We start from the raw sequence: 26,628 nt of genomic DNA on the forward strand, positions 1-26,628 counted from the left end.
CTGCCGTCACTGCACCGCGGGTGCCGGGGCGCCGTGCGGCGACACGCCCCAGCGCGCACGCCATGCCGGCCATTCGCTGCGCAGCAGTTTCTCCGGCCACACTCCATACCACGCATAGCCGACACGGCGCTCGTTGGGAATGGCCGCGAACTGCGCAACCTGCACGCCGTCACGATTGACGAACATCGGCTGCTGGTGCTGCAGGTCGTAGAACCGCGCCCACAGCGATGCGCCGGGCCGTTGCACGATCCGCACATCGCGTCCACTTTCCTGTTCGGGCGCGTCGACCCTCTCCAGCGCCACATCCGGCAGCCGGTGCGCCTGCAACCAGCGTACGCCCGCCTCCACCGCGGCCACCTGTGCCGGTGAGGGATCGCGCTGGCGCATCAGCAACCGCAGCACACCGACCGATTCGGCCACCGCCAGCGACGGCAGCTCGTAGGACCGCGCTTTGGCCGGCAGCAGCGTGACCTCGTCGTACTGCGCCGCCCAGAGGGTCGGCAGACCCTCGATGCGCACCTGGGTGGCCAGCACGCAGTCCAGCCCACGTGCCAGCGCGGCCTGTGCGGCGGAGCCGAACTCCGGCGCCAGCAGTGCCGCCTCATCGCGTGACTCGACGATGTCCTGCAGCAGCTCGAGCACCCGGGTCATGGCATCGTCGTTGAAGGTGATCTGGTGGCGGTAGAACGAACGGTCCGGGTAGTACTGCGGCCAGCCGCCGTTGGGATACTGCGCGGCCAGCAGATAGCTCACCCCGCGCCGCGCGGCCTGCAGATAGGCCGGGTTGCCGGTACGAGCATGGGCCTGCAGCAGATAGCGGATCTCCGACGTGGTGGCCTTGTTGTCGAGCGTGGCATCGTCCTTGCGCCCGGGCGCGCGCAGCGCGTCACGTTCGACCGCGCTGAGCGGGCGACGGTAGTCCACCGCCTTGCCGCGGTAGTGCTTGGACCAGCCGCCGGAGGCGGTCTGCAGCAGCAGCATGGTCTCGGCCTGCGGATCGGTGGGGGCGGCCGCGTGCACGGTCGCGGCCGGTGTCAGCAGTGTCGCCAGCAGCAAAGCGCGTAGGAATCGAAGCACTGCATTCATCGGATAGGTCTCCAGTCGCCCGGGATCCGCGCACGGGAGGCGCCGCCGGCGTGCGCCTCCGTCAGGGTGCGCAACCAGGGCACCCGCCCACGGCGGTCAGCGCCGGCGCCCTGGTTGCGGCACCCGGTGTCGGGCACCGCAGCCGGGGCGACAGACACCGGTAGCGGAAACACCCCCGGTGTCCCACACCGTCGCCACCGCAGCAGACCCGCGCGGCGCGGGCGCCTGCGCCGCGCGGCGGGCGCTTGCTCAGAACTTGTAGCGGGCACCGAGGTAGTACTGGCGGCCGGTGACGGTGTAGCGGTCGGCCAGCTGCAACGACGAATCGACGTAGCGGCTGTCCGGCGTATCGAGCAGGTTGATCGCCTCGAAGGTCAGCGAGAGCTTCTTGCTCAGGCGGTAGGACATGTTGAAGTCGACGTTGCGCACGCTGTCCTTGCCGGTCACATCGGCGGTGGTCAGCTGCTTGCCATCCAGGTCCCAGACGTTCTCGCGGCTGAGGATCTCGCCGATATAGCCGTCGCGGTAGCTGGTGGAGACACGCGCACTGAAGGTGCCGTCGTCGTAGTACAGGGTGGCGTTGTACGAGTTCGGCGACAGGTTGACCAGGTCGTTCTCGGTGAAGGTGGTGGTGACACTGGTGTTGCTGTTGGCCGCCGTGCTGAACATGTACTTGATGCTCGACTCGACGTGGGTGTAGTTCAGCTGGATGCCGAACTTGCTCCAGATGCCCGGCAGGAAGGTGAAGGGCTGCTGGTAGGTCAGCTCGTAGCCCTTCAGCGGGCCACCGGGGGTGTTGTAGTAGCTCTGCACGTTGAACAGCGTGTCGGCGGTGAAGCCGGCCGGCAGCAGATCCAGCGAGTAGCCCATGTCGCCCCAGGTGGTCAGCAGGCGGGTGCGCTGCACATAGCTTTCGATGTCCTTGTAGAACACCGCCGCCGACAGCAGCGCGCCTTCGGCGAAGTACCACTCCGCGCTCAGGTCGTAGTTGGTCGAACGGAACGGATCAAGCTTGGGATTGCCCAGGTTGATGGCGAACACGCGGCCGTCGTCGAAGTAGCCGGTGGGGCCTCCGCTGACGCTGGGCGAGAGGTAGGCCAGGGTCGGCCGCGCCATCGTCTTGGCCGCGCCAAAGCGCAGCACCACGTTCTCGGCCACGTCCCAGGCCAGGTTCAGCGAGGGCAGCACGTCCTGGTAGCTGTGGTTGACGATCGAGCGCACCAGCGAGCGCTCGCCGGCCGCGGCGGTGGCACTGGCCACGCCGAAGAACGACTCGCAGTTGGCCGAGTTGTTGCCCGTCGTGGCTGCGTTGCACGGCGCCCAGCCCGAGGCGCTGATCTGCGTATCGACCACGCGCACGCCCAGGTTGCCGCGGAACGCGCGATCCAGCAGCTCGGTGTTGAAATCCAGCTGCAGGTAGCCGCCCAGGCTCTTTTCGTTGACCTCGAAGTTGTTGTTGGACGCGCCGAAGTGGCCAACACCGGCCAACCGGTAGTCGCCCCCCTGCACGCCTTTGTCGCAGTTGCAGTTGATGTCCAGCAGCGTGGCGATCTTGTCGAAATCCGGCACCAGCCAGCCGCTGGGCACATTGCCCGACAGGTTCTTGCCGAAGCCGGTCAGCGTGGTGCTCAGGTCGGCGATGCTCACCCCGGCCGGCAGCGCCTGGGCCAGGCGGCCGTAGCTGATGTGTCGGTACTCTTCCGACGCCATGTCGTAGTCCTTGTAGGCAAGGCCGGTACGCAGGGTGAAGGTCGGATTGAGGTTGAACTGCAGGTCGAGCTTGGCGGTGTCGAAGGCGTTGCTGACGTAGCTCGGATTCAGGCGCACTTCGCTGATGTTGCTGCCGCGCGAGGTGCCATTGCTGTTGACCGGCACCGCGCCGTAGCCCAGCCACGACCACGCCGCCGGATCATTGAGCGCGAACGGCAGGGTCATGGCCGGCATGTCGCCGCCGTTGCGCATGTCCATCACGAAGCCGTCGATGTTGCTGTTGTCGAAGCTGACCAGCGAGAACACCGGGCGCTCGTAGTCTGAGCGGGAATGGCCGACCTGCGCTTCGAGCTTCACCGCGTCGTTGAAGTGGTGGTCCAGGTTCAGGCTGTACTGCTGGAATCGGGTCGATTCCTGGATCTGGCTGGACTCGGTGCGGAAGTCGACGTTGTCGAACACGCCATAGACCAGCCGGTTCTGCGCATCCACCTCGGCCTCGCGCACCACGATCTGGGTCTTGCCGCCGAGGTTGGCGGCACGGTGCAGGTTGGCGCCGAGCGAATCCTCGCGCTGGTCCTTGTCCAGCTGAGAGTACATCGCATCGAAGCTGAGCAGCGTGTCGTCGGAAACCTTGAACTGCAGCGCGCCGGTGACGCCCAGCCGCTCGATCTCGTGCGCGGTGCGGATATAGCGCGGGTAGCGCGGGATCCAGGCGTTGGTGGCGGTCTCGTAGGCGGCGATGTTCGCGGCGGTGGCCGTCGGGCGTGGCAGGCCGGTGCCGCAATGGGTGGCGCTGATGCCGTAGCTGCCCCAGCCGTTGTTGCGGTCCTGGTTGGCCTGGCTGCCGCTGCCGGCCGGGGTCTCGTTGGAGGCCGGATTGCGCGGCGTCTGCGGGTTGTAGCCCAGCGGTGAACAGAAGCCGTAGGTGCCGTTGTTGGCGGCGTTGGACTGGTTGGAGTTGCGGTGGTTGCCGTGCTCCCAGCGCACCGGGTTGTAGCCTTCCTCGTAGACGTTGCGCTTGCTGTAGGACGCCGACAGCAACGCGCCGAAGCGGTCATCGGCCCAGGTGTTGCTGATCAGCGCCGACACGCGCGGATCGTAGTCCCTGGCCAGCTCGCTGTATCCGGCCTGGGCGCTGGCCGAGGCCTGGAACCCGTCGAAATCGAACGGACGCGAGCCGCGCAGGTCCACCGTCGAGCCCAGCGAACCTTCGTCCATCTGCGCCGACTGGGTCTTGTTGACCTTGACCTGGGAAAACAGCTCCGAGGCGAAGGTGTTGAAGTCGAAGCCGCGGCTGCGGTTGACGCCGCTGCTGCCGTTGCCGGCGGTGGCCAGCGCCTCCAGTCCGTTCAGGCGCACCCGGGTGAAGTCCGAGCCCAGACCGCGGATCGAGATGCGCTGGCCTTCACCGCCCTCGCGGTCGATCGACACGCCGGCGATGCGCTGCAGCGACTCGGCCAGGTTCTGGTCGGGGAACTTGCCGATGTCCTCGGCATAGATGGCATCGACCTGTTCGGTCGAATAGCGCTTCTCGTCCAGCGATTTCTGCAGGCTCTGGCGGTAGCCGGTGACGGTCAACCCGTCCAGTTCGGTCGGGCTGGCCGGCACGGTGGCCTGTTGGGCCAGTGCGGCCGGGGTCGCCAGCACCGAAGTGATGGCGAGGGCAAGCAAGGTAACCGGTGTCTTTCTGATCTGGCGCATACGACGATCCATGTAATGGGCTCCTCCCCGGAGGGACTCGGTCAACGTGGCAACGAAGCAGGGGCGGTGGCGAGGGCTGATCGCGCTGGCAGCCCCGGCCAGCACGGGCCGGGGAGTGTTCGATACGCCAGCACAGGTCCAGCAGCGCACAGACGCAACCGCGCAGGAGCGGTCTGCCGGACGCCGGCAGCGCCGCGCTGTGGACAACGGAACAGGGCCGGGTCGGTGGGGGCGACCCGGCCCTTCACAGGCCCGGTGGAACGGTCAGAACTTGTAGCGCAGGCCCAGCGTGTACTGGCGGCCGGTTTCGCTGTATTCCAGCGGCAGCGAGACCGACGGATTGGCCACCCACGATTCCTGGGCTTCGTTGGTCAGGTTGGCGCCTTCCAGGCTGATCTCCAGCTGGTCGCTGATGCGGTAGTGGATCGAGGCATCGACGAAGGTGGTGCCGCTCTGGCCATGCACACCCAGGCCCTTGCTGTCGAAACCGGCTTCGGTGCCCGGCACCTGGATCAGGTAGTCGTCGCGGTTGGTCGCCGAGACGCGGCTGGACCACTTCTCGCCTTCATAGAACAGGGTGGCGTTCCACGAGTTGCGCGACAGACCGGTCAGGTCGGCCTTCTGCGCCAGGACGCCGGCGCCGGTGACGTACTGGATCTTGGATTCGACGTAGGTGTAGTTCAGCTGCGTGCCGAGGTTGGACCACTTGCCCGGCAGGAAGGTGAACGGCTGGGTGTAGTTGAACTCCACGCCGGTCAGGTCGCCACCGGGGGTGTTGACCGGGGTGCTGAACACGAAATCGTCGGTGACGGCGGCGTTGAGGTTCTCCAGCAGGCTGGCCGGCAGGCCGCTGCTCGCATACGGACGGGTTTCGCGGGTGTTCTGGATGAAGCTCTCGATGTCCTTGTAGAACAGGCCGACACCGAGCATCGCCCCTTCATTGAAGTACCACTCGAAGCCCAGGTCGGCGGTCTTGGCGCGCACCGGATCCAGCAGCGGGTTGCCGCCACTGACCGTCTTGGCACTGCCGCTGACGCTGACCGTCACACCCGGCGTCAGGCTGCCCAGGCCCGGACGCGACATCACCTTGGCCGCACCGAAGCGGACCAGGAAGTCCGGGGTGATCTCGGCCACCAGGTTCAGCGAGGGCAGGAAGTCGTTGTACTCACGGGTCACGGTGGTGGTGATCGGCGTACCGCTGGCCGTGGCCACGCCGGTGGAGGTCTGCTTGGTCTTGACGTAACGCGCGCCGAGGTTGCCCGAGACCGGCACCGCACCGATGTCGAAACCGAACTTACCCATCAGCCAGGCGCCGCGATCCTGCTCCTGCACGTTGCGGATGCTGGCGTTGTAGTCGGCCAGCGCGTAGATGCCTTCGCCGCTGAGGATGTCGAACTCGCTGGCGATGCCGTTGAAGTTCGGCACCACCCACTTGCCCGGTGCGCCGGTCATGCCCTGCAGCGCGGCCAGTTCGGTCATGTTGACCGGCACGATCTTGCTGCCGTTGAAGGTCGGCACCACGGTTTCGTTGCCGACGCGGCGACGCTCCATCGAATCGAAGCCGAAGTTCTTGGCCTGCACGCCGCCTTCCAGCGTGAACGAGGGCCCGATCACCCACGAGAACTCCAGCTGGCCGTTGTCGAACTCGTTGGTCACGTAGTTCTGGCGCAGGCGGATCGTGGACAGGGTCCAGCCATTGGGATCGGTCGGATCCACGCCGTAGTTGAACACCGGCTTGTTGACGTTGCCGCGGTAGTCGTAGCTGTAGCCCTGGACATTGAGCTTGTCCATCATGACCGTGGCCTGGACCGGGTTGTCGTGCTTGGAGCGCGAGGTACCCACCTTGCCGGTGATGGTGAAGTTGTCGCTCAGACGGTGCTCGCCATCCAGGCTGATCTGGTAGAAGTCCGTGCTCCACTCGTCGTGGCGGTTTTCGGCGCGGATATCGACGTTGTCCATCCTGGCGTAGACCAGCGCGCCGTTGCGCACCTCGCCATCGGTGACCAGGATTTCCTTTTTGCCGTCGTTGGACGACTTGCTCAGGCCGTTGGCCTCGATGTACTTCTCGTCGCGCTTGGCGTCGATCTTGGAGTACAGCGCATCCAGGCTGAAGGTGGTGCGGTCGGACGGCTTGAACTGCAGTGCACCGGTTACGCCCAGACGCTTCTGGTCATGCTCCATCAGCGTGTAGCGCGGGAAACGCGGCGCATACACATCCGTCTTCAGCGCGTCCTTGAACGGCGAGGCCGCGTTGAAGCCGCCATTGGTGCCGCCACCGGCCCAGCGCACGGTGCCGGAGCCTTCCTCGACGGTCTCCCGCTCCGAGTAGGCCACCGACAGCAGCGCGCCGAACTTGCCGTCGGCCCAGCTGTTGGCGATCAGGCCGGCAAAGCGCGGCATCGCCGACTGCGAGGCATCGTTGTAACCGGCCTGCACGTTGCCGACGATGGTCAGGCCGTCATAGTCGAACGGACGCGCGGTACGCAGATCGACCGTGGCACCGAGCGAGCCTTCCTCGACATCGGCCGAGGCGGTCTTGCGCGCGATCAGCTGCGAGAACAGGTCCGCGGCGAACACGTTGAAATCGAAACCGCGGCCGCGGTTGGTGCCGCCCTGGCCGTCGCTGCTGCCGACCGTGCTCAGCGCTTCCAGGCCGTTGATGCGCACGCGGGTGAAATCCGGACCCAGGCCACGCACCGAGATGTTGCGGCCTTCGCCGCCATCCCGGGTGATCACCACGCCGGGGATGCGCTGCAGCGACTCGGCCAGGTTGCTGTCGGGGAACTTGCCGATATCCTCGGCAACCACCGCATCGACCACGCCGCTCTCGCCGCGTTTGATGTCCAGCGCCTTCTCGACGCTGGCGCGGTAGCCGGTGACGGTGACGGTGTCCAGTTCGGTCGCGGCTGCGCCGCCGGCATCCTGCGCCAGCACGGCACCGGAGTGCAGGGCCAGGCTGATGCCCAAAGCGAGCAAGGTAACCGGTGTCTTTTTCTTCGCGTTACGTGGATCCATGTGCTTCCCCTCTCCAAGGTCTACATGTGATGCGGTGTTCTTGTTGTGTCATCCGCTGAATGACACCGCTAGTCAAAACGGAAAGTAGCAGCTGCGTGAAAGAGGAGCATCTTGCACTGCAGCAGGGGGAAAACGCGTGCCAAACCGTTGTCCAGGCACTGCTGGCGGGCAGTGCGGGACAGGACAGCAGGGACAGGATCCACTTATGACACCGATGGTCAAACTTCCGTGCCATCATTCCCGGAAATCGACTGCAAGCAGGAGCGCTTGATGAATTTCCCCCGTGTGGTCTGCTTTGGCGAGCTGCTGTTGCGGCTGGGCGCCCCCGGTAACCAGCTGCTGCTGCAGAGCCCGGCGCTGGAGGTGCATTGTGGCGGCGCCGAGGCCAATGTCGGCGTGTCGCTGGCCCACTTCGGCCACGACGTGGCGATGGTCAGCGTGGTCGCCGACAACCCGCTGGGCGCGGCGGTGACCGGCGAGCTGCGCCGGCACGGGCTCGACACCAGTCGCGTGCGACGCAGCGAGGGCCGCATGGGCCTGTACTTCCTGACCACCGGCGCCGGCCATCGGCCCAGCGAGGTGGTCTACGACCGCGCCGATTCGGCCTTCGCCAACGCCCGCGCCGACAGCCATGACTGGCCGGTGCTGCTGCACGGCGCGCAGTGGCTGCACCTGTCCGGGGTCAGCCCGGCGCTTGGCCCGGAGGCCGCACAGGCCACGCTGGATGCGGCCCGCGCGGCGGTGGCGATGGGGATCAAGGTGTCCTTCGATGGCAACTTCCGGCCCAAGCTGTGGGAGCGCTGGGGTGGCGATGCCACGGCGATCCTGCGCGACCTGTTCGACTGCGCGCATATCGGGTTCGCCGACTACCGCGACATCGGTGTGGTGCTCGGCGGGCAGTTCGCGCAGGCCGATGCCCAGGCGCGCGTGGATGCGGCCGCGGCGATGGCCTTTGCCGCCTTCCCGCGCCTGCAGTACATGGCGTGCACCCAGCGCACCGCGCACAGCGTGGACCGGCATTCGCTCGGCGCGATGCTGCTCGGCCGCGACGGCACCCGTGCCATCGCCCCGGAAGAGACGCTGACCGGCATCGTCGATCGCATCGGTGGCGGTGACGCGTTTGCCGCCGGCGTGCTGCACGGGCTGATCGAAGGCTTCGATGCCGGGGCCACGATCCGCTTCGGGTTGGCCGCCGGCTGCCTGAAACACTCCATTCCCGGTGACTTCAACCCGGTCGGCGTCGCCGACGTGATGGCCCTGGTGGGCGAAGGAAAATTCGATGTCCGGCGCTGATCCGCGCGTGCGCGCAATCCTGAAACTGGCACCGGTGATTCCGGTGTTCACCCCCAACGACATCGACGATGCGGTGCAGGTGGCCAACGCGCTGTTCCGCGGGGGTCTGCCGGTGATCGAGGTGACCCTGCGCACCCCGCGCGCGATGGACGCGATCAAGGCGATGGTTGAGGCCGTGCCCGAGGCGGTGATCGGCGCCGGCACCGTGCTCGAAGGCCGGCAGCTGGAGCAGCTCAAGGCCGTGGGTGGCCGCTTCGCGGTTTCGCCCGGCGCCACCGACCGGCTCTATGCCGCCGCGCGTGATGTCGACCTGCCGTTCCTGCCCGGCGTGGCCACCTCCTCGGAGCTGATGCGCGGACTGGAGCACGGCCTGGACACGTTCAAGTTCTTCCCGGCGATGCAGGCCGGCGGCGCGGCGATGCTGTCGGCGTGGAACGGCCCGTTCGGCGATGTGCGCTTCTGTCCGACCGGCGGGATCAGCGCGCAGACCGCGCCACAGTTCCTGCACCTGCCCAACGTGCTGTGCGTGGGCGGCTCGTGGCTGACCACCGGCGAGCTGCTGCAGTCACGCGACTGGGCCCGGATCGAGCAGCTGGCGCGCGAAGCGGCCGTGCTGGCCGGCTGATCCACCCGCCGGCGCCTCCTGCGCCGGTTACAGCGGACGGCTGTGGACCGCGGCCGCCGGCATGCGGTCCAGGGCCAGCCACGCGTCCTCGATCACCGCCCGGGCCTGGTCCCACTTCAAGCGCGATTCGCCGCGCGCCTGCTCCCAGTACGCGGCCAGTTCGGCCTCGGTGTCCCCGGTGCCCCGCGGCCAGTCGGCGGCATGGCTGGCCAGCGCGAAGGCATAGGCCGGATAGACATCCCGCCAGCGGGTGAATCCCTGGCGGCGGCGTTTGGCGTAGTCGGCCAGGCTGTATTGCAGGAAGTCCTGCGCCACCTCGTCGGCATCGGCCGCGCGGCGTTTGAAAACACCGCGGCGTATCGCCCCCAGATGGGCATTGAACAGCCGGGGGGCGGAGCGGTATTCCGGATGCTCTGGACGGTACATGGCACGAACCTCCCTGCGGGGTGGACACAGTTACCGCCACCGCCGTCAGCGGGTCGTGATCGCACCGTTACCCGGAGGTGAGCTGTTCACCGCTGCCGCGTCCACTGCCATTGCACGCCCACCGTGACGCTGCGGTCCGGGCCGGGCTCGTAGTAGCGCTGGTTGCCGTCGTTGACGATGACCGAGCCGATGTGGCGCTGGTCCAGCACATTGTCCAGCCGGGCGAACGCGCGCAGCGGGCCGTGCGGGGTGGACCACTGCCGGGCCGCCTCCAGATTCACCAGAGTGTGGCCGGGCGCGCGCGCATCGCCCCGATCGTCGACGCCGAGGTCACTGGCGGCAACCAGTTCGGCCGCCCAGTGCCAGGTCCCCGGTTGCCACTGCCAGCGCGCGGACAGCTGCTGGCGCGGCACGCCCGGCAGGCGGGTTCCCGCGGCGACGCGGTTGCGCGGCGTGGTGCATGGCGCCGGCACGCCGGTGCAGGTCAGATAGCCCTCGCGCACCGTGGCCTGCAGCCAGGTCGCGGCCAGTTGCAGTTCCTGCGCTGCGCCGACCGGCTGGCGCCAGTCCAGCTCCACGCCCTGGCGGCGGGTGGCGCCGATATTGCGGTAGCTGCTGCGGCCGCCCACATTGGCCGCCACCGCCAGTTCGTCCTCGGTGTCGGCACGGAACAGCGCCAGTTCCAGCCGCGCCCCGCTGTGCCCGTGCCATTTGCCGCCCAGCTCGTAGCTGCGGCTGCGCGCCGCGGCCAGATCCAGCGCCAGCCCGGCACCGCCATCGGCGCGGTAGCCCAGCTCGTTGAAGGTCGGGGTCTCGAAGCCATGCCCGGCCGAGGCATACAGGCGCAGGGCGTCCGTGGCGCGGAACACCAGCCCGGCCACCGGCGTGGTCGCCGCATAGTCGCGCTGGCCGCTGTCGTCGGGATTGGCCGCGGTGCGGTAGTGGTCACGCAAGGCGAACCGCACCTGGCTGTGGCGCGCGCCCAGCAATGCCGACCCGCGCGGACTGAACTGCCACCACGCCTGCGCGAACTGGTCGATATTCCACACCCGGTCATGCTGGTCGCGGCGCAGCCGCCCCTTGATCCCCACGGTGTCGCCGACAAAGTTCTCGTAGCCGGTCCGGTGCTGGCGCTGGCGGTCGGCATTGGCACCCACCACCAGATCCAGCGGCTGCCCGGCCAGCGTGCCCTGCCAGGCCCAGCGCGCGTCCAGGCCGCCGTAACCACTGTCCAGATCGATCACCCCGCCCGCGTGCAGCGGGCTGTTCTGCGGCCCCGGCGGAATGGCCAGGAACTGCTCGACCGCGCGCTGCCCGGCATAGCCCATCAGCCGCCAGGTCTGCCGCCCGCGCTCACGCGTGTAGACCAGGCCGGCCTGCTGCTGGGCGACCGATTTGCGAGTGTTGTACTGGCGTGCCACCGCCGTGGCCTGGCGCGGGTTCTCGCGCACCTGCGCCGCGCTCAGGCCCAGCGGATCCTGCGCGTGCGGTGCCTCCAGCGCGTTGAACAGCAGCGCCAGGCACTGGCCGGGGGCCAGATCGAAATCCAGCCGGGTGTTGAGCGATTCGCGCCGCGCGGCGCTGTGCCGGCGCCAGCCCGCAGTGGAAAAGTGGTTGGCGGCCACGTTGTAGTGCATCGAAGCGGCCTGGCCCTTGAGCTGCACGCCGCTGCTGGACGTGGCATGGGCGCCATAGCTGCTGCGCAGCCGCCACGGATCACCGGGCTGGCCTTCTGCGCTCCACAGCTGCAACACGCCGCCGGAGGCGTTGCCATACAGCGCCGAGAACGGCCCGCGCAGCACCTCCACACGCTCGGCACCGAGCAGGTTGAAATGCGACAGCTGGCCCTGGCCGTCGGGCATCGTTGCCGGCACCCCGTCGACCAGCAGCCGCACGCCGCGCACACCGAAGCTCGAACGCGCGCCAAAGCCACGGATCGACAGCTGCGTGTCCTGGGCCAGGTTCTGCCGTTCGCGCGCCAGCAGGCCGGGCACCCCGGCCAGCACTTCGGAAAGCAGCGCGCCCCGGCCGTTGTGGTCGCTGTCCACGTTCACCGTAGTGATGGCCGCCGGCAGTTCGACATCGGCCAGCGCCCGCACCCGGGCCGCCTGCACCTGCACGCGGTCCAGCGTCTGCGCTTCCGGCGCGGGCTCTTGCGCGGCGGCGGGCAGGGCCGCGAGCAGCCCGGAAAACAGGAAAAAACGCTTACATGCCGTCATCGCGCAATGATCGCCGATCCGGCACGGCGGCGGCAGCGCCGCGGAAGCGGAAGTTCCAGCTGAAACCCTGCCGTCAGCGGCTTCCAGCCCTGCTACGATGACGCGGTTCTGGCCGCCGCTGCATGCTTTCGCGCCGGACCGCCCCCACTTCCCGCCACTTGATACGAGTACCGCCGTGTCCTTCTTTGCAACTGTGGAACAGGTTCCTGGCGACCCGATTCTGGGTCTGACCGACGCTTACAACGCCGATACCCGCCCGACCAAGGTCAACCTGGGCGTGGGCATCTACTACGACGAGAGCGGCCGTATTCCGCTGCTGCGCGCGGTCAAACAGATCGAACAGCAGCTGGCCGCCGAGGCCAAACCGCGCGGCTACCTGCCGATCGACGGCCTGGCCGCCTATACCTCGGCCACCCGCGAGCTGGTGTTCGGCAAGGACTCGGAACTGGTTGCCGCCGGCCGCGTCGCCACCACCCAGACCGTGGGCGGTTCGGGCGCGCTGCGCGTGGGCGCCGAGCTGCTGGCCCACACGCTGCCGCACGCCACCGTGGCCATCTCCAACCCGAGCTGGGAAAACCACCGTGCGGTGTTCACCGCGGCCGGTTTCAAGGTGGTGGATTACACCTACTTCGACGCCGCCCGCCACGGCCTGGACTTCGACGGCATGCTCGCCGACCTGGCCAAGCTGGCACCGGGCACCACGGTGCTGCTGCACGCCTGCTGCCACAACCCGACCGGCGCGGACCTGACCGAGGCGCAGTGGAAGCAGGTCGCCGCGCTGCTGAAGGAACACCAGCTGTTCCCGTTCATCGACATGGCCTACCAGGGCTTTGACAAGGGCATCGCCGAGGACGGCGTGGCCGTGCGCATCGTCGCCGAGGCCGGCATCGACAGCTTCATCGTCGCCAACTCCTACTCCAAGTCGTTCTCGCTGTATGGCGAGCGCGTCGGCGCGCTGTCGGTGGTCGCGGCCGACGCCGCGCAGTCCAGGGCGGTGCAGTCGCACATCAAGCGCATCATCCGCACGATCTACTCCAGCCCGTCCACCCACGGTGCCGCGCTGGTGGCCGGGGTGCTGGGCAGCACCGAGCTGCGCGCGATGTGGGAAGAGGAACTGGGCCAGATGCGCACCCGCATCCACGCCCTGCGCGCCGGACTGGTGGCCAAACTGGCCGAACTGGGCGCACCGGAGTTCGCCTTCATCCAGCAGCAGGCCGGCATGTTCTCCTACTCGGGGCTGAGCCGCGCGCAGGTGGATACGCTGCGGGACGAGTACGGCATCTACGCCGTCGGCACCGGCCGTATCTGCGTGGCCGCACTGAACCAGGGCAACCTGGATTACGTGGCCAAGGCCGTGTGCGCGGTCAGCCGCAGCTGAGCACCGGCCATGCGCCAGTGACACAAAAAGCCCGGGGAAACCCGGGCTTTTTTGGTCTCCCGGCGGGCGTCACCCCCGAGGTCCGCAGCCCGGACAAGCCGGAGGCCGGGAACCGGTGCCTGTCCGTTTTCCCGCCGTCTCATCCCGTCCCCAAGGCCACCAGCGCCGCCCCGATCACCATCCCGCCCAGGCCGGCGCTGACGATGCCGCCATAGCGGGCCCCGCCACTGAGAAAGGCCAGCACCGACTTGGCCAGCGACGCCGACGCCAGCAGGGCGATCACCCCCCAGCGTGCCTTGCCCAGCTCCAGGCCACCGGAGGCGGTGAGGCTGGCGATGCTGGCCGCCGCCGCGTGCAGTTCGGCCAGCCCCGCCACCGTCGCCCCCACCAGCGCGCCGGCCTGCCCGAATACCCGGCGCAGCCCTTCAGACAGCAACAGCACCGCTGCGATGGCCACGGCGATCATCAGCGCGTGCTGCAACTGGAACGCCTTGGCGGTGGAGGTTTCCGGAACCGATTCATCCGGCACATGGCGCAGACCCAGCGCCGCAAAACCCAGCAGCACCAGCGCCGCGGTCAGCAGCGGCCAGGCACTGGCCTGCAACAGCGCAGGCGAGGTGGTACCGAGGATCGCGGCGAACAGCAGCAGCGAAGCCAGATTGGCCAGCAGCGCGGCCGATGCCGAGGGTGCCACCAGCATCGGTGAGGCACGGCTGCTGCGACCGAACCCGGCCACCGAAGCGGTAGAGGAGGCGAAGCCGGAAAGGAAACCGGCCACCGGCAGGCCCCAGCGCGCGCCCACCGCACGCAACCCGACATGGCCCAGCATTCCGGTGCCCATCACCAGCACGACGATCTGCCAGAGCTTGTACGGCACCAGCACTGCCCAGGGGTCCACCGCTGTCACCGGCAACATCGGCAGCACCACCAGCGCGCAGGCTGCCAGCAGCAGGGCATCGCGCATTTCCTGGTCGCTGATCAGCTCGCGGCTGAAACGTGCCAGCGGGGCCTTGGCCCACAGCAGGATCGCCACCACCACCCCCAGCGCGGCGGCCAGCGCGCGCTGTTGCAACGCCAACCCGCCCAGCAGCACGGTGGTCAGCATGGTGATCTCCCCCGTCAGGCCCGGGTCGTCGGCGGACGTGGCGCGGTAGCTGGTCCATGCCAGTGCCGCAGCGGCCAGCAGCGCCACCAGGAAAGCCGGCGGACCGAGCAGCATGGCCACTGTCCCCATCAGCGCCAGCAACGCATGGGTGCGTACCCCCGCCTGCAGCGGGCGGCCGTTGCCATGCTGACGCTCGCGCACCGCGCCGATCAGCAGCCCGATACCCAGTGCCGACAGCAGCCCCTGTGTCACCTGATTCCAGTCCATGCCACTCCCCTTGCAGGTCCTGCCATGGTACGAGCCCTGTAGATAAAGCCAATGGCCGGCGCGCGGGTCGATCCTGTCCACAAACGGACATGGCATGACCGCTGGCTCGAAAAAAACAGCCCGACCCACGACAATGGCGCTCCTTTCGCCTGAAGGTGGTCCTTGCCCATGTCCCGCACGTCGTTGACCCGCTTCCTGATTGAAGAGCAGCACGCCCAGCGCATCAATGCCGACCTGCGCCAGCTGGTGGCGGTGGTGGCCCGCGCCTGCACCAGCATCTCGATCGCGGTGAGCAAGGGCGCCCTGGGCGGCGTGCTCGGCGATGCCGGTACCGGCAACGTGCAGGGCGAGGCGCAAAAGAAGCTGGACGTGATTTCCAACGAGATCCTGCTGGAAGCCAATGCCTGGGGCGGCCACCTGGCGGCGTGCGCCTCGGAGGAGATGGACCACAGCCAGCGGGTGCCCTCGGAATATCCACAGGGCGACTTCCTGCTGCTGTTCGATCCGCTCGACGGCAGCTCCAACATCGACGTGAACGTGTCCGTCGGCACCATTTTCTCGGTGCTGCGGGCACCCGAGGGTGTGGATAACCCTGGGGATGAACATTTCCTGCAGGCCGGCACCCGGCAGGTCGCGGCCGGCTACTGCATCTACGGACCGAGCACGATGCTGGTGCTGACCGTGGGCCACGGCACCCATGCCTTCACCCTGGACCGCGAAACCGGCGAGTTCGTGCTGACCCAGCGCGGCATGCAGATCCCGGCCGACACCCAGGAATTCGCCATCAACATGTCCAACCAGCGCCACTGGGAGGCGCCGATGCAGGCCTATGTGACCGACCTGCTGGCCGGCAAGGACGGCGTGCGCGGCAAGAACTTCAACATGCGCTGGATCGCCTCGATGGTCGCCGACGTGCACCGCATCCTCACCCGCGGCGGCATCTTCATCTACCCGTGGGACAGCAAGGATCCGTCCAAGGCCGGCAAGCTGCGCCTGATGTACGAGGCCAACCCGATGTCTCTGCTGGTCGAGCAGGCCGGCGGTGCCGCCACCAACGGCCGTGAGCGCATCCTCGATGTCGCCCCGGAGCAGCTGCACCAGCGCGTGCCGGTGTTCCTGGGCTCCAAACACGAAGTGGCCGAAGCCACCCGTTACCACCGCGAGCACGACGCCAGGTAATCCCGATTGCCGGCCACTGTGCGCCCGCGGCCACCGGCAACGTTCCGGTGGCCGTTTTCTTTGCCGCGCTCAGAACAGCTCGCCCTGCGGTGAGGGCTTCGTCGGCGGCAGCGGTGCGGTGAACTTGCCGCAGTCCAGCGCCGGCCATTGCTGGCGCGAGGCGTTGAAGCCCAGCCGCTTGCTGGCCAGCTTGAAACGGTTGGCCAGCAGCTCGGCGTAGGCGCCCTGGCCGCGCATACGCGTACCGAACCGGCTGTCGTAGTCCTTGCCGCCGCGCAGCTGGTTGATGGTGCTCATCACGTGCTCGGCGCGCTGTGGATAATGTGCCTGCAGCCAGTCGCGGAACAGCGGCGCCACCTCATAGGGCAGGCGCAGCAGCACGTAGCCGGCACTGCCGGCACCGGCTCCACGCGCGGCCTCCAGCACCGCTTCCAGTTCGGCGTCATTGATCCACGGAATCACCGGCGCCACCATCACGCCCACCGGAATGCCGGCCTCGCTCAGGCGGCGCATCGCGCGCAACCGGGCATGGGGGGCCGAGGCGCGCGGTTCGAGCCTGGCCGACAGGTGCGGGTCCAGCGAGGTCACCGAGAAGTGCACGCTGACCAGCTGCTGCGCGGCCAGTGGCGCCAGCAGGTCGATGTCGCGCTCGACCAGCGCGTTCTTGGTGATCAGCGAAAACGGATGCCTGGTTTCGGCCAGCACCTCGATCAGCTGGCGGGTGATGCCCAGCTTGCGTTCGATCGGCTGGTAGGCATCGGTGTTGATGCCCAGCGCGATCGGCTGCGGCACGTAGCCCGGTTTGGCCAGTTCGCGGCGCAGCACCTCGGCGGCGTTGGTCTTGGCGAAGAGCTTGGTTTCGAAATCCAGGCCGGGGGACAAGTTGAGGTAGGCGTGGCTGGGCCGGGCGAAACAGTACGAGCAGCCGTGCTCGCAACCACGATACGGATTGACCGACTGGCTGAAACCCACGTCCGGCGAATTGTTGCGGCTGATGATGCTGCGCGCGATTTCCGGGCGCACGTCGGTACGCAGCCGTGGCGCGGCGAACTCCTCGCTTTCATCGGCCGACCAGCCATCGTCGACGGCTTCGGCAATCCGGGTTTCGAAACGGCCGGCAAGGTGGCTGGTCGCACCGCGGCCTTTGATGGGGGTGGGTGTAGGCATGCGCCTACGCTAGCGCGCGGCCGTCGCAGCGGGCGCGACGGTCCGTATTCAGCGCCCGCGCGCTTCAGCCGGGCTTGTGCTTTGTGTCCACGCCCTGGATCACCAGCGTGGCGCTCATCCCGGCGCTGAGCACCGCGCCCTCGGGCACCGAATGCGGATCGATGCTGACCCGCACCGGCACGCGCTGGGCCAGCCGCACCCAGTTGAAGGTGGGCTCGACCTCGGCCAGCAGGTGGCTGCCGGTCGGGCCGGCCGCATCGGCGATGCCGGTGGCGATGCCTTCGACGGTGCCGCGCAGGTGCACGCCGCCGGCCATCAGGCGGATATCCACCGCATCGCCGCGATGGATCCTGGGCAGCTTGGTTTCCTCGAAGTAGCCGTAGACCCACAGGCCTTCACTGGCCACCAGCGCCATGCGCGGAACGCCGGCGGCGGCATAGTCGCCCACCCGCACGTCCAGATTGGTGATGCTGCCGTCGGCGCTGGCCCGCACGTGCGTGCGCGCCAGGTCCAGCCGTGCACGCTCCAGGGCGACCTGCGCCTGCTGCAATGCGGCCACGGCCTGCTGGCGGCTGGCGCTGGCGGCATGGGTGCCGGCCTGGGCCTGTTTCCAGCTGGCCTGCGCGGCCTGGGCCAGGGCACGGGCGTCGGCCTGTGCTTCGCGCGAGACCACGCCGCCGAGCCGGGCACGACGCTGCGCCTGTTCCTGCCGCATCAGGTATTCGGCCTGGCTGGCGCTGGCCCCGGCCGCGGCGGCCGAGATGCTGGCGCCGGCGGCACGCGCGGCGGCTTCGGCGGCGCGCAGGTCGGCTTCGGCCTGGGCCACGGCCAGCTGGTAGCGCTGCGGATCGACCACGAACAGCAGTTCGCCTTTTTTCACCGGCTGGTTGTCCCGCACCGCGACTTCGGTGACCAGGCCGGACACGTCCGGCGCGATGCGCACCACTTCGGCCCGCAGGCGCGCATCGCGCGTCCACGGCGAGAGCATGTACTGGTGCCAGACCACATAGGCCATCACTGCAGCCAGCAGCACAACCACGCAGGTGACACCGCCTCGGATCAGGCTGGCGGTCTTCATCGGGAACCTCGGTTAGGAAAAGGGGGGAAGAAACAGCAACAGCGCCGCGCAGTAGAGGCTGGCAAACAGCGCAACCCGTACCAGCGACGGATGCAGCGCGCGCCGGTACAGGCCAACCCGGCCCAGCCCGAAATCGAGCAGGCCAAACACCGGCAACAACAGCACCACCAGCACCAGCGCACCGGGGAAGTAGATGTCGCCGATGGAAACTTCATACGGCATGGCGGGCCTCCTTCAGGCGGTGGTGGCGGCGCGAACGTTGCACGTGGGCGGCCAGAACGGTGGCGCTGTCTTCCAGGCTCATCTGCAGCAGCAACAGGTGCTCGCGCACGCGGCGCAATGGCTGCGGTTGCGGGCCGGACAGTCCGCCCAGTGCCGCCTGCACACTGTCCTGGGCCGCCTGCAGGGTCTGCGCGCGCGGCATGCGGTACAACTGGCCAAGGCGGGCCAGCGCCTGGCCGATCTGCCGTTGCAGGGCCGGCGGCAATGATTGTTCGGCCAGGTCATGGCGCAGGTCGATCGCACTGTGGCCGGCCTCGTGCACCAGCAGCGCCCATTCGAACAGCTGCCGCGAGGCGCGGCTGCCCGGGGTGGTGCGGCTGGCCACCTGCTGGAACAGCTCGCGGCTGACGCTCTCGAACTTCGGCAGCAGGCCGGGCAGCGGCGCGCTCACCGCCAGCTGCACCTGCGCGCGCAGCCGTTCGAGCAGACGCCGCTGGCGCTGTTTGCCGCCCGGCAATCCCGGCACCAGCATGAACACCGCCATCGCCACGCACGCGCCGATGGCCAGCGTCAGCGAGTTGTCCAGATAGGCCTGCGCACTGGGGTGGAACGACGGTCCCAGGTTCCACGAGACCAGGATGCCGACATTGAACGCCATGCCGGTCACCGCAAACCGGGGGCGGGTGGAGATGTACAGCGCGGCGATCATCGTCGGCAGGGTGACCGCCACCAGCATCGGGAAATCGGTCGCCAGCGCCATCGCGATGAAGCCGGGCAGGGCGAAGAACGGTGCCACCAGATGACCGAGGGTGGCCCGCCGTACCACCCACAGCGGGTCCGGGGCGGCCGAGGCCATCGCCACCAGCGCGGACACGCCGAACACCGCCAGTCCGCCCTGGTTCCAGCTGCTGCACAACCACAGCAACGACAGCGCCAGCATCACCCCGAAGCAGCGCGTGGCCGCCAGGGCAATCGCGTACCCGTCCTGGGCACGGGTGAAGCGCACCTTGGACAGCCGCGGCGCACGCGCGCGCAACGCGCCCTTGCCGCGTTCCATCCGCGCCTTGGCCTGCACATAGGCATGCAGCTCCTCGGCGAAGCGGCGTACCAGCAGCGCGCTGGCATCAAAGCCGTCCGCGCGCGTGGGCGGCAGCTGCCGCCGCTGTTGCGCCAACGCGCCTTCCAGCTGTTGGCCCCAGTGGCGCAGGCGCGCGGCCAGTGCAAGCCGGTCGCCGCGCAGCGTCGGGTCCTCCAGCAGCAACGGCAGCGGCTGCAGCACGCTGCGCACCGCGGCGACCACCTCGTCCTCGCCGCGACGCCGCATCCGGTCAATGTGGTGGTGCAGCGCCTGGAACCGCGAGGTCGCGGCCATGAAGTGCTGGTTGATCAGTTTGAGCTGGCCGTTGCGGCTGCGCAGGATCGGATCGTCGAAATACGCGGTGGCACGCAGCTCCTCGAACTGCAGCGCGCCCTGCACCACGCGGCTCTGGGTGCGTTCGATCACCTCGAAACCCTGCAGCCGCCCGCCGATCGCACCGGCAACGAAATCCAGGAAGTCGTTGAGGTTGCCGTCATCGGCCGCGCGCAGGCCGGCGCGCAGGCGGTTGGGCCACAGCACGTCGAACACGATACTGGTCACCGCCATGCCCAGCAGCACTTCACCGGTGCGTTCCAGCGCGCTGTTGAGGATGTGCTGGGGCTGGTGGATCACCGGCAGCATGATCATCGCCACCGTGTAGCCGGCCAACACGAAGCCATAGGAGGCCATGCCGCGGCTCCACACCGAGCCGCCGGCACAGAAGCCGGCCCACAGCGCCATCACCGTCACCAGCATCACCGGGCTCTGCGGAAACAGCGCCACGATCAGCACCGCCATCGCACAGCCGACCACGGTGCCGAGCCCGCGATAGAACGCCTTGGCCAGGACCATGCCGGTATTGCGGTTCATCACCACCAGCACGGTGATCATCGCCGTGCCCGGCGAACTCATCCCCAGCCGCATCGCGATCCAGCCGGACAGGTACAGGGCCACCAGCACCTTGCCGATGTAGGCCCAGACCGCCCCCTCGCCGGTCATGGCGTGGCGCAGCGTGCCGGTCCAGCGGGACAGCTTCCCGGCACCCGGCGCGCACTCAGCCGGATGCGTACTCATGCCCGGGTTTCCAGCCCCACCAGCACCCGCGTGAGCAGGGCTTCCATCTGCTGCAGCTCCTGTGCTTCCACTCCGCTGAAGAAGCGCTGCAGCTGCGCGATCACCGCCGGCATCACGGTTTCGATCAGCTGCTCGCCGGCGGCGGTAAGCCGCACCACCAGCTTGCGGCGGTCTTCCCCGCTGGGTTCACGGCTGACCAGGCCCTTGGCCAGCAGCTGGTCGATCAGGCGGGTGACGTTGGAGGACTTTTCGCTGGCGGCCTCGCTGATCTGCGACGGACTCAGGCCCGCTTCGGAGCCGTCGAGCATCATCAGCACGTTGTACTCGGGATGGCTGATGCCGTAATCGCGCAACAAGGCGTTGCCGTGATCGCAGAACAGCTTGTGCACCAGCTTGACCAGCCGCGCCAGCATGGCCTGGTCACGGGGAAAGCCGGGATGGCGAGCGCTGCTGATCGCCAGCTTCTCATCGATGCTGGCGTAGCCGCTGGCTGCCGGGAGCTGTTTATCCATCCCGGTATATTACACTTGTGTACAAATTGACGCAACGCAACATCAGCTCCCCGCGCGCGCCTCCCACCCGCAGCTAGAATCGGCCCATGCGCCAAACCCTCCAAGAGCTGTGGACAAGCCTGTCGAGCATTCCCCACTGGGGGCAGATCCTGGCGGTGGCCTATGTGGCCTATCTGCTGGTGCTGGCCGGCTACATCGTGCTGCAGAAGCGCGAGCCGGTCGCGACGCTGAGCTGGATCCTGTCGCTGGCGGCGCTGCCATACATCGGCCTGTTCGTGTTCTACCTGTTCGGTCCGCAGAAGATCGTGCGCCAGCGCCTGCGCCGCGGCCGTTCACGCGCGGGCATGGGCACCTACGAGGCGGTCTGTCCGCCCGATACCCGCTGCACCGAACTGGCGCGGGTAGGGCAGGCGACCACCGGGCTGGCGCCAAGCACCGCGACCGCGGTGGACTGGCTGGTGGATGGCGCGGCGACCTATGCGGCGATCCTGGCCGCCATCGGCGACGCCCGCCGCCATGTGAATCTGGAGTACTACATCTTCGAGCCCGACCACGCCGGCACCGCGATGCGCGATGCGCTGGTCGCGCGCGCCCGCGCCGGGGTCAAGGTACGGCTGCTGCTCGACGCGGTGGGTTCCTCGAAGATCCGGCGCCGCTTCCTGCAACCGCTGCTGGACGCCGGCGGCGAGGTGGCCTGGTTCCATCCGCGGCAGCTGCTCAAGCCGTTCAAACGGCCATGGCTGAACCTGCGCACCCACCGCAAGCTGGTGGTGGTCGATGGCGAGATCGCCTTCACCGGCGGCATCAACGTCACCGACGAGGAGGACGACAGCCGCAATGCCAACGCCTACCGTGACCTGCACATGCGCATCCGCGGCCATGTTGTCCACAGCCTGCAGCTGGTGTTTCTGGAGGACTGGATCTACGCCACCGGCCAGGCGCCGGAACGCTTCGAGCGCGGCGACCTGTTCCCGGCCACGGTGCCGGCCCGCGAGTGCGGCCAGATCAACGCGCAGGTGCTGGTGTCCGGGCCGGATTCGGCCTGGGAGGCGATCCACCGCCTGCATGTGGCCGCCATCCAGGAAGCCAAGCGGCGCGTGTGGCTGGTGACGCCGTACTTTGTGCCGGGCGAGGCCGCGCGCATGGCGCTGACCTCGGCCGCACTCGGCGGGCTGGATACCCGACTGATGGTGCCCAAGCTCAGCGACTCGCGATTCGTCACCTTTGCCGCGCGTTCCTATTTCGACGAGCTGCTCGAAGCGGGGGTGCGCATCTACGAATACGGCCCACGCATGCTGCACAGCAAGGCCTTCATCGCCGATGACAGCACCTGCATCGTCGGCACCGCCAATTTCGACCATCGCAGTTTCCGCCTGAATTTCGAGCTGTCGATGATGTACAGCGACCGCCAGCTGACCGCCGAACTGGACGCCATCCTGCAAGCCGAGTTCGACCGTGCCGTCGAGGTGCAGCCCAACCGCAGCCGTTCGCTGTGGCGCCAGCGTCTGCCCGAAGCATTCGCACGGCTGGCGTCCCCCTTGCTCTGATACGCGACGGCGGCACGTGGAACCGTGCCGGCCCGCCCCGTTACACTTCCTTCCCTCTACCGGGAGATCGTCATGTACTGGCTGTTCCTGCTGCTCGCGCTGGGTGCGTTCGTGCTCGCCATCTCGGCCACACAGACCTGGCTGCTGTTGCTCTCGCTGCTGGCATCGCTGGTGTTTGCGCTGCTGTGGGTGAAGGGCCTGTATGCCGCCCGTATCGGCGGCGCTCTGACCGATGCACCGCGTGCGTTGCATCCGGCGGAACTGCAGGCACTGCGCGAACAGTTCCGCGTCGATGCCGCCGCACCGACCGTCGCTCCGCCTCCCCCAGTGCAGCCGGCAACGCCGGATCGGGAATCCCCGCAGCCATGACCTTCCTCAGCGTCAACGTCAACAAGATCGCGGTGCTGCGCAATTCGCGCGGCGGGGGGGAGCCTGACGTGGTACGGGCGGCGATGACCTGTCTGCGCGCCGGTGCGCACGGCATCACCGTGCATCCGCGCCCGGACCAGCGCCATATCCGCGCCGACGACGTGCTGGCGTTGTCCGCACTGACCCAGCAGCACGGGGTTGAATTCAATATCGAAGGCAATCCGTTCGCCCCGCCGCGCGAGGGCTATCCGGGCCTGCTGCCGCTGTGCGAGCAGACCCGCCCGGCCCAGGCCACCCTGGTACCCGATGGGGATGGCCAGCTGACCTCCGATCACGGCTTCGACTTCGCCCGGGATGGGGAACGCCTGCGCCCGCTGATCGCCGCACTCAAAAGCTACGGCTGCCGGGTCAGCCTGTTCGTCGATGCCGGCAATCCCGCCATCGCCCAGGCCGCCGCGCTCGGCGCCGACCGCGTCGAGCTGTACACCGGCCCCTACGCCGAAGCCTTTGCCGAAGGGGATCCAACCGCCACCCTTGCGGTGTTTGCCGACGCCGCGCGCCGCGCGCAGGCCGCCGGTCTTGGGGTCAATGCCGGCCATGATCTGTCGCAGGCCAACCTGGCCACGTTCCTGCGCCACGTGCCCGGCGTGCAGGAAGTCTCCATCGGCCACGCGCTGATCAGCGAAGCCCTGTACGAGGGGCTGGAGACCACCGTCGGCGGCTATCTCGCCGCGATCAGCACGGCCGAATCCGGCAACGCCTGAGGGTCGCTCCGGCACGCAGGCGTTTCACCGGTCTGCCGCTCACCGCACCAGCGCGGCAGCGCTTCTACCTCGTCCACCACTGGTGGGCGGGGATTGCTCGCACTTTGGAGCAGATCTTTTTCGCAGTCTCTGCGGGCTGCACGCGTCCCTCAAAGCGGCGGGCGGCCAGGCGGTGCAGGAAAGGCACGTGCTCCGCGCAGGTTGCTTCACCTGCCACGGAGAAAGAAGTGCTCCCTGCCGCTGCGCGTACGCGTGCGGCGGCCACGTGGTGGGTGCGCACGTCCGTACTGCCGTGGCGAAGCATCTGAAAAGGCCGCGCTTCCGGTGCTCTCCAAGCCACCCGCGCCAAGGGTAGGGGCACCTGCATCCCGCAACCGCACCACACAGGCGGCCCCGCGCAGCACCTTGTCGGGTGCGTATAAAGCAAGAGGGCGGCTCCGCCGGCTACCGCAGGAGCGTCATTGCGCACGCCCTCGGCATGTCCAACAACTACCATCGCAACAGGCGGCAACACGGTGCCCGGCTTGCCCACAGCGCCGGGGTTTCATTAAGGAGAGCCGCGAGTGCCAGCGACTGCGCGCGCGGGCGAAGAACGCCGGGCAAAAAAAACGCCCCCGATTGCTCGAGGGCGTTTTCCAGTCGCGTCATGACTTGGTGTTGCGTATTACTGTACGAAACCGATCTTGAGCATGCGGGCGTTCTTGGCCTGGGCCAGAATCTTGGCCATGACCTCGTACTCCGAATCCGGATTGGCGTCGATGCGAAGTTCCGGCTGGTTGGTCGGATCCTTCTGTACTTCCTCTTCCATGCGCTGCTGCAGCTCAGCCACGTTGACCGGACTGTTGTTCCAGTACACCTGGTTGCTGGCATCCACACGCAGCTCGATCGGCGGCGGCGGTTCCTTGAGCTGCGGCGGCGGGTTGATCACCCGCTGCGGCAGATCCACGGCGATCGGGTAGGTCATGATCGGCGCGGTCACAATGAAGATGATCAGCAGCACCAGCATCACGTCCACGAGGGGCGTCACGTTGATGTCGGCCATGGGGCCCTTGTTACCACCACTACTGAAAGCCATCGCTTATTGCCCCTTTTCTTTGGTGGCAACGAAACCGACGTCCAACATGCCCTGGCCCTGCGCGATCTTGGTGACTTCGTTGATCACCTTCATCTTGGTGGTCTTGTCACCACGCAAGTTGAGCGGAGGCTGGGGGGTCTGCTGGGCAGCCGTGGCGAAACGCGATTCCAAGGTCTCCTTGGAGACCTCTTCGTCGTTCCAGTAGAGCGAACCGTCTTCCTTGACTGCCACCGTAATCGGGCTCGGGCGCTTTTCGGCGTCGTCCGGATTGATGACCAGGTTGGCCTCTGGCAGCTCGACCTTGACCTTGTGGGACATCAGGGGAGCCGTGATGATGAAGATGATCAGCAGCACCAGCATCACGTCCACGAGGGGCGTCACGTTGATGTCGGCCATGGGGCCGCTGCTGTTGTCACTACTGAAAGCCATAACGGGCTCCGTCTATATCGTTGCGAGGACTGCTTGGCTTGCCGGATTAGCGGACGCGCGAACCGGTGGCGAAGAAGTCGTGCAGATCGTGGGCGAAGGTGTCGAACTTGCTGACCGTCGCGCTGTTGATCTTGCTGAAGAAGTTGAAGGCGAACACGGCCGGGATAGCCACGAACAGACCGATGGCGGTCATGATCAGGGCTTCACCAACCGGGCCGGCAACGGCGTCGATCGAGGCCGAACCGGTGGCACCGATCTTGATCAGCGCGCCGTAGATGCCCCACACGGTACCCAGCAGACCCACGAACGGAGCGGTCGCACCGACGGTGGCCAGCAGGATCATGCCACCCTGCAGCTTGTTGGATTCGCGGGTCACGGCCTGACGCAGGGCGCGGTCCACAAACTCCGAACGGCTCAGGGTTTCGCCGGCACCAGCCTGCTGGTGATGGGCGGCCGCCTGGGCAGCGTCCAGGGCAATCTTGGAGAACGGCTCCGAAGCGGCCTGCTCTTCCATCGCACGGACAGCTTCCTGCGCGTTCGGGGCATCCCAGAACAGGCTCGGCACGCGGTCAGAAGCGGACTTCAGGCGCGCGGTGCGGAAGGTGTTGATGACCGTCCAGTACCAGGACATGGCCGACATCACCACCAGGGTGATCAGCACGACCCAAGAGACGGCGAAGTCGCCCGGCTGGGAGGTCATCTCGTGGATCAGGTGCTCGAAGCCCATCTGCGAGAGCGCGTTGTTTGCGTTGCCCCCGGCAGCAGCGGCGATGAAAATTTCCTGCAGCATGACGCTTACCTTTGTTGTGTGTGGTGTTAAAGGGTGTAGCTAAGTACGAAAAACGTTCCGCGGGGGCAGCCGTCAGGGCCGCCGCCGGGATCAGCTCAGCGCAAAGTTGACCGGGACGCGGACGCGACCAGCTGCCTTCGCCCCACCGCTCTGGGCGGGGTTGAACTTCCACTTGCGCGCCGCTTCCATTGCAGCCCGGTCGAGATCGCGATTGCGACTGGACTTCTCGACAGACACATTGGTGACATTGCCGTTGGCATCGACATCAATGATCAGGATGACCTCGCCCTGGATACCGGCGCGGAAAGCGGCCGGCGGATAACGCGGCGGGTTCATGTTCTTGAACGAGATGTCCACGCTGGCCTGGATGTCGACCGGAGGCGCCGGGGGAGCCGGCGGCGACGGCGGCGTCACCACGTCATTCGGGCGCGGTTCCGGCACGTCCACTACAGGCGCTTCCGGCGGCGGCGGCAGCGGCGAGGGCTTCGGCGGCGCGAGGTTCTTGACCGGCGGCGGCGG

22 protein-coding genes are annotated in these 26,628 nt (G+C 67.7%); 7 read left to right on the top strand and 15 right to left on the bottom strand.

Annotation, left to right across the window (positions count from 1 at the left end):
- Nucleotides 1–6 precede the first annotated feature (6 nt).
- From pelA to ARC78_RS03185, 3 genes are all read right to left on the bottom strand, one after another.
- Entirely contained in the window at nucleotides 7–1,086 is a 1,080-nt protein-coding gene (gene pelA / locus ARC78_RS03175; RefSeq protein ID WP_089153166.1) for a pectate lyase, read from the bottom strand.
- Nucleotides 1,087–1,335: 249 nt separating this feature from the next.
- On the bottom strand, nucleotides 1,336–4,497 hold the full coding sequence (locus ARC78_RS03180; protein WP_241772642.1) for a TonB-dependent receptor: 3,162 nt from the start codon (nucleotides 4,495–4,497) through the stop codon (nucleotides 1,336–1,338).
- Between the two features lie 264 nt (nucleotides 4,498–4,761).
- Nucleotides 4,762–7,512: a TonB-dependent receptor gene (locus tag ARC78_RS03185; protein WP_054659144.1), complete on the bottom strand. Its 2,751-nt coding sequence runs from the start codon at nucleotides 7,510–7,512 to the stop codon at nucleotides 4,762–4,764.
- Between the two features lie 270 nt (nucleotides 7,513–7,782).
- Between ARC78_RS03185 and ARC78_RS03190 the strand changes: the two genes are divergently transcribed.
- Both ARC78_RS03190 and eda read left to right on the top strand, forming a co-directional pair.
- Nucleotides 7,783–8,805, top strand: coding sequence for a sugar kinase (locus ARC78_RS03190; protein ID WP_057505719.1), 1,023 nt, complete (start codon nucleotides 7,783–7,785; stop codon nucleotides 8,803–8,805).
- Nucleotides 8,792–9,430 (top strand): bifunctional 4-hydroxy-2-oxoglutarate aldolase/2-dehydro-3-deoxy-phosphogluconate aldolase, encoded by a 639-nt coding sequence (gene eda, locus ARC78_RS03195; RefSeq protein ID WP_057505720.1) that lies wholly within the window; start codon nucleotides 8,792–8,794, stop codon nucleotides 9,428–9,430. Before ARC78_RS03190 ends, eda begins: the two co-directional genes overlap by 14 nt.
- Before the next feature lie 27 nt (nucleotides 9,431–9,457).
- On the opposite strand, the gene ARC78_RS03200 is transcribed toward eda, so the two are convergent.
- Together ARC78_RS03200 and ARC78_RS03205 are read right to left on the bottom strand one after the other, a co-directional pair.
- On the bottom strand, nucleotides 9,458–9,856 hold the full coding sequence (locus ARC78_RS03200; RefSeq protein WP_057505721.1) for a hypothetical protein: 399 nt from the start codon (nucleotides 9,854–9,856) through the stop codon (nucleotides 9,458–9,460).
- Nucleotides 9,857–9,942: 86 nt separating this feature from the next.
- Nucleotides 9,943–12,075 (bottom strand): TonB-dependent receptor family protein, encoded by a 2,133-nt coding sequence (locus ARC78_RS03205; RefSeq protein WP_057505722.1) that lies wholly within the window; start codon nucleotides 12,073–12,075, stop codon nucleotides 9,943–9,945.
- A 175-nt stretch (nucleotides 12,076–12,250) separates the two neighbouring features.
- Here ARC78_RS03205 and ARC78_RS03210 point away from each other — a divergent pair, with 175 nt between their 5' ends.
- Nucleotides 12,251–13,453 (top strand): amino acid aminotransferase, encoded by a 1,203-nt coding sequence (locus ARC78_RS03210; protein WP_057505733.1) that lies wholly within the window; start codon nucleotides 12,251–12,253, stop codon nucleotides 13,451–13,453.
- Between the two features lie 139 nt (nucleotides 13,454–13,592).
- Here ARC78_RS03210 and ARC78_RS03215 read toward each other — a convergent pair whose 3' ends face one another.
- Entirely contained in the window at nucleotides 13,593–14,825 is a 1,233-nt protein-coding gene (locus ARC78_RS03215) for an MgtC/SapB family protein (protein WP_057505723.1), read from the bottom strand.
- Between the two features lie 168 nt (nucleotides 14,826–14,993).
- Between ARC78_RS03215 and ARC78_RS03220 the strand changes: the two genes are divergently transcribed.
- Nucleotides 14,994–16,004 (top strand): class 1 fructose-bisphosphatase, encoded by a 1,011-nt coding sequence (locus tag ARC78_RS03220; RefSeq protein WP_054660010.1) that lies wholly within the window; start codon nucleotides 14,994–14,996, stop codon nucleotides 16,002–16,004.
- Between the two features lie 69 nt (nucleotides 16,005–16,073).
- Here the strand turns inward: ARC78_RS03220 and ARC78_RS03225 are convergent, their stop codons facing one another.
- The 5 genes from ARC78_RS03225 to ARC78_RS03245 form a co-directional block, all read right to left on the bottom strand.
- On the bottom strand, nucleotides 16,074–17,171 hold the full coding sequence (locus tag ARC78_RS03225; RefSeq protein WP_054660012.1) for a PA0069 family radical SAM protein: 1,098 nt from the start codon (nucleotides 17,169–17,171) through the stop codon (nucleotides 16,074–16,076).
- Nucleotides 17,172–17,235: 64 nt separating this feature from the next.
- The gene (locus ARC78_RS03230) at nucleotides 17,236–18,249 is read right to left on the bottom strand and encodes an HlyD family secretion protein (protein WP_057505724.1); all 1,014 of its coding nucleotides are present in this window, start codon (nucleotides 18,247–18,249) and stop codon (nucleotides 17,236–17,238) included.
- A 12-nt stretch (nucleotides 18,250–18,261) separates the two neighbouring features.
- Nucleotides 18,262–18,471 carry a DUF1656 domain-containing protein gene (locus ARC78_RS03235; RefSeq protein WP_054660780.1) on the bottom strand — a complete coding sequence of 70 codons (210 nt, stop codon included), beginning with the start codon at nucleotides 18,469–18,471 and terminating at the stop codon, nucleotides 18,262–18,264.
- A complete protein-coding gene (locus ARC78_RS03240) occupies nucleotides 18,461–20,623 on the bottom strand; it encodes an FUSC family protein (protein WP_057505725.1) in 2,163 nt (720 codons plus the stop codon). Before ARC78_RS03240 ends, ARC78_RS03235 begins: the two co-directional genes overlap by 11 nt.
- Complete coding sequence (locus ARC78_RS03245; protein WP_054659079.1) at nucleotides 20,620–21,135, bottom strand: MarR family winged helix-turn-helix transcriptional regulator; 516 nt, start codon at nucleotides 21,133–21,135, stop codon at nucleotides 20,620–20,622. Before ARC78_RS03245 ends, ARC78_RS03240 begins: the two co-directional genes overlap by 4 nt.
- Before the next feature lie 86 nt (nucleotides 21,136–21,221).
- Here ARC78_RS03245 and cls point away from each other — a divergent pair, with 86 nt between their 5' ends.
- The 3 genes from cls (at nucleotide 21,222) to ARC78_RS03260 (ending at nucleotide 23,815) form a co-directional block, all read left to right on the top strand.
- Nucleotides 21,222–22,682 (top strand): cardiolipin synthase, encoded by a 1,461-nt coding sequence (cls, locus tag ARC78_RS03250; RefSeq protein ID WP_054659081.1) that lies wholly within the window; start codon nucleotides 21,222–21,224, stop codon nucleotides 22,680–22,682.
- Nucleotides 22,683–22,754: 72 nt separating this feature from the next.
- On the top strand, nucleotides 22,755–23,051 hold the full coding sequence (locus tag ARC78_RS03255; protein WP_241772643.1) for a hypothetical protein: 297 nt from the start codon (nucleotides 22,755–22,757) through the stop codon (nucleotides 23,049–23,051).
- Nucleotides 23,048–23,815: a pyridoxine 5'-phosphate synthase gene (locus tag ARC78_RS03260; protein WP_054659083.1), complete on the top strand. Its 768-nt coding sequence runs from the start codon at nucleotides 23,048–23,050 to the stop codon at nucleotides 23,813–23,815. Before ARC78_RS03255 ends, ARC78_RS03260 begins: the two co-directional genes overlap by 4 nt.
- Before the next feature lie 664 nt (nucleotides 23,816–24,479).
- On the opposite strand, the gene ARC78_RS03265 is transcribed toward ARC78_RS03260, so the two are convergent.
- The 4 genes from ARC78_RS03265 to ARC78_RS03280 form a co-directional block, all read right to left on the bottom strand.
- The gene (locus ARC78_RS03265) at nucleotides 24,480–24,890 is read right to left on the bottom strand and encodes an ExbD/TolR family protein (protein ID WP_054659085.1); all 411 of its coding nucleotides are present in this window, start codon (nucleotides 24,888–24,890) and stop codon (nucleotides 24,480–24,482) included.
- 3 nt (nucleotides 24,891–24,893) lie between these two features.
- On the bottom strand, nucleotides 24,894–25,319 hold the full coding sequence (locus ARC78_RS03270; RefSeq protein ID WP_054659087.1) for an ExbD/TolR family protein: 426 nt from the start codon (nucleotides 25,317–25,319) through the stop codon (nucleotides 24,894–24,896).
- A gap of 46 nt (nucleotides 25,320–25,365) precedes the next feature.
- A complete protein-coding gene (exbB, locus tag ARC78_RS03275; RefSeq protein ID WP_054659089.1) occupies nucleotides 25,366–26,109 on the bottom strand; it encodes a TonB-system energizer ExbB in 744 nt (247 codons plus the stop codon).
- 90 nt (nucleotides 26,110–26,199) lie between these two features.
- Nucleotides 26,200–26,628 (bottom strand): energy transducer TonB (locus tag ARC78_RS03280; RefSeq protein ID WP_145974267.1); only part of this gene is annotated, 429 nt, incomplete at its 5' end.

Source organism: Stenotrophomonas pictorum JCM 9942 (assembly GCF_001431585.1).
Classification (GTDB): domain Bacteria; phylum Pseudomonadota; class Gammaproteobacteria; order Xanthomonadales; family Xanthomonadaceae; genus Stenotrophomonas; species Stenotrophomonas pictorum.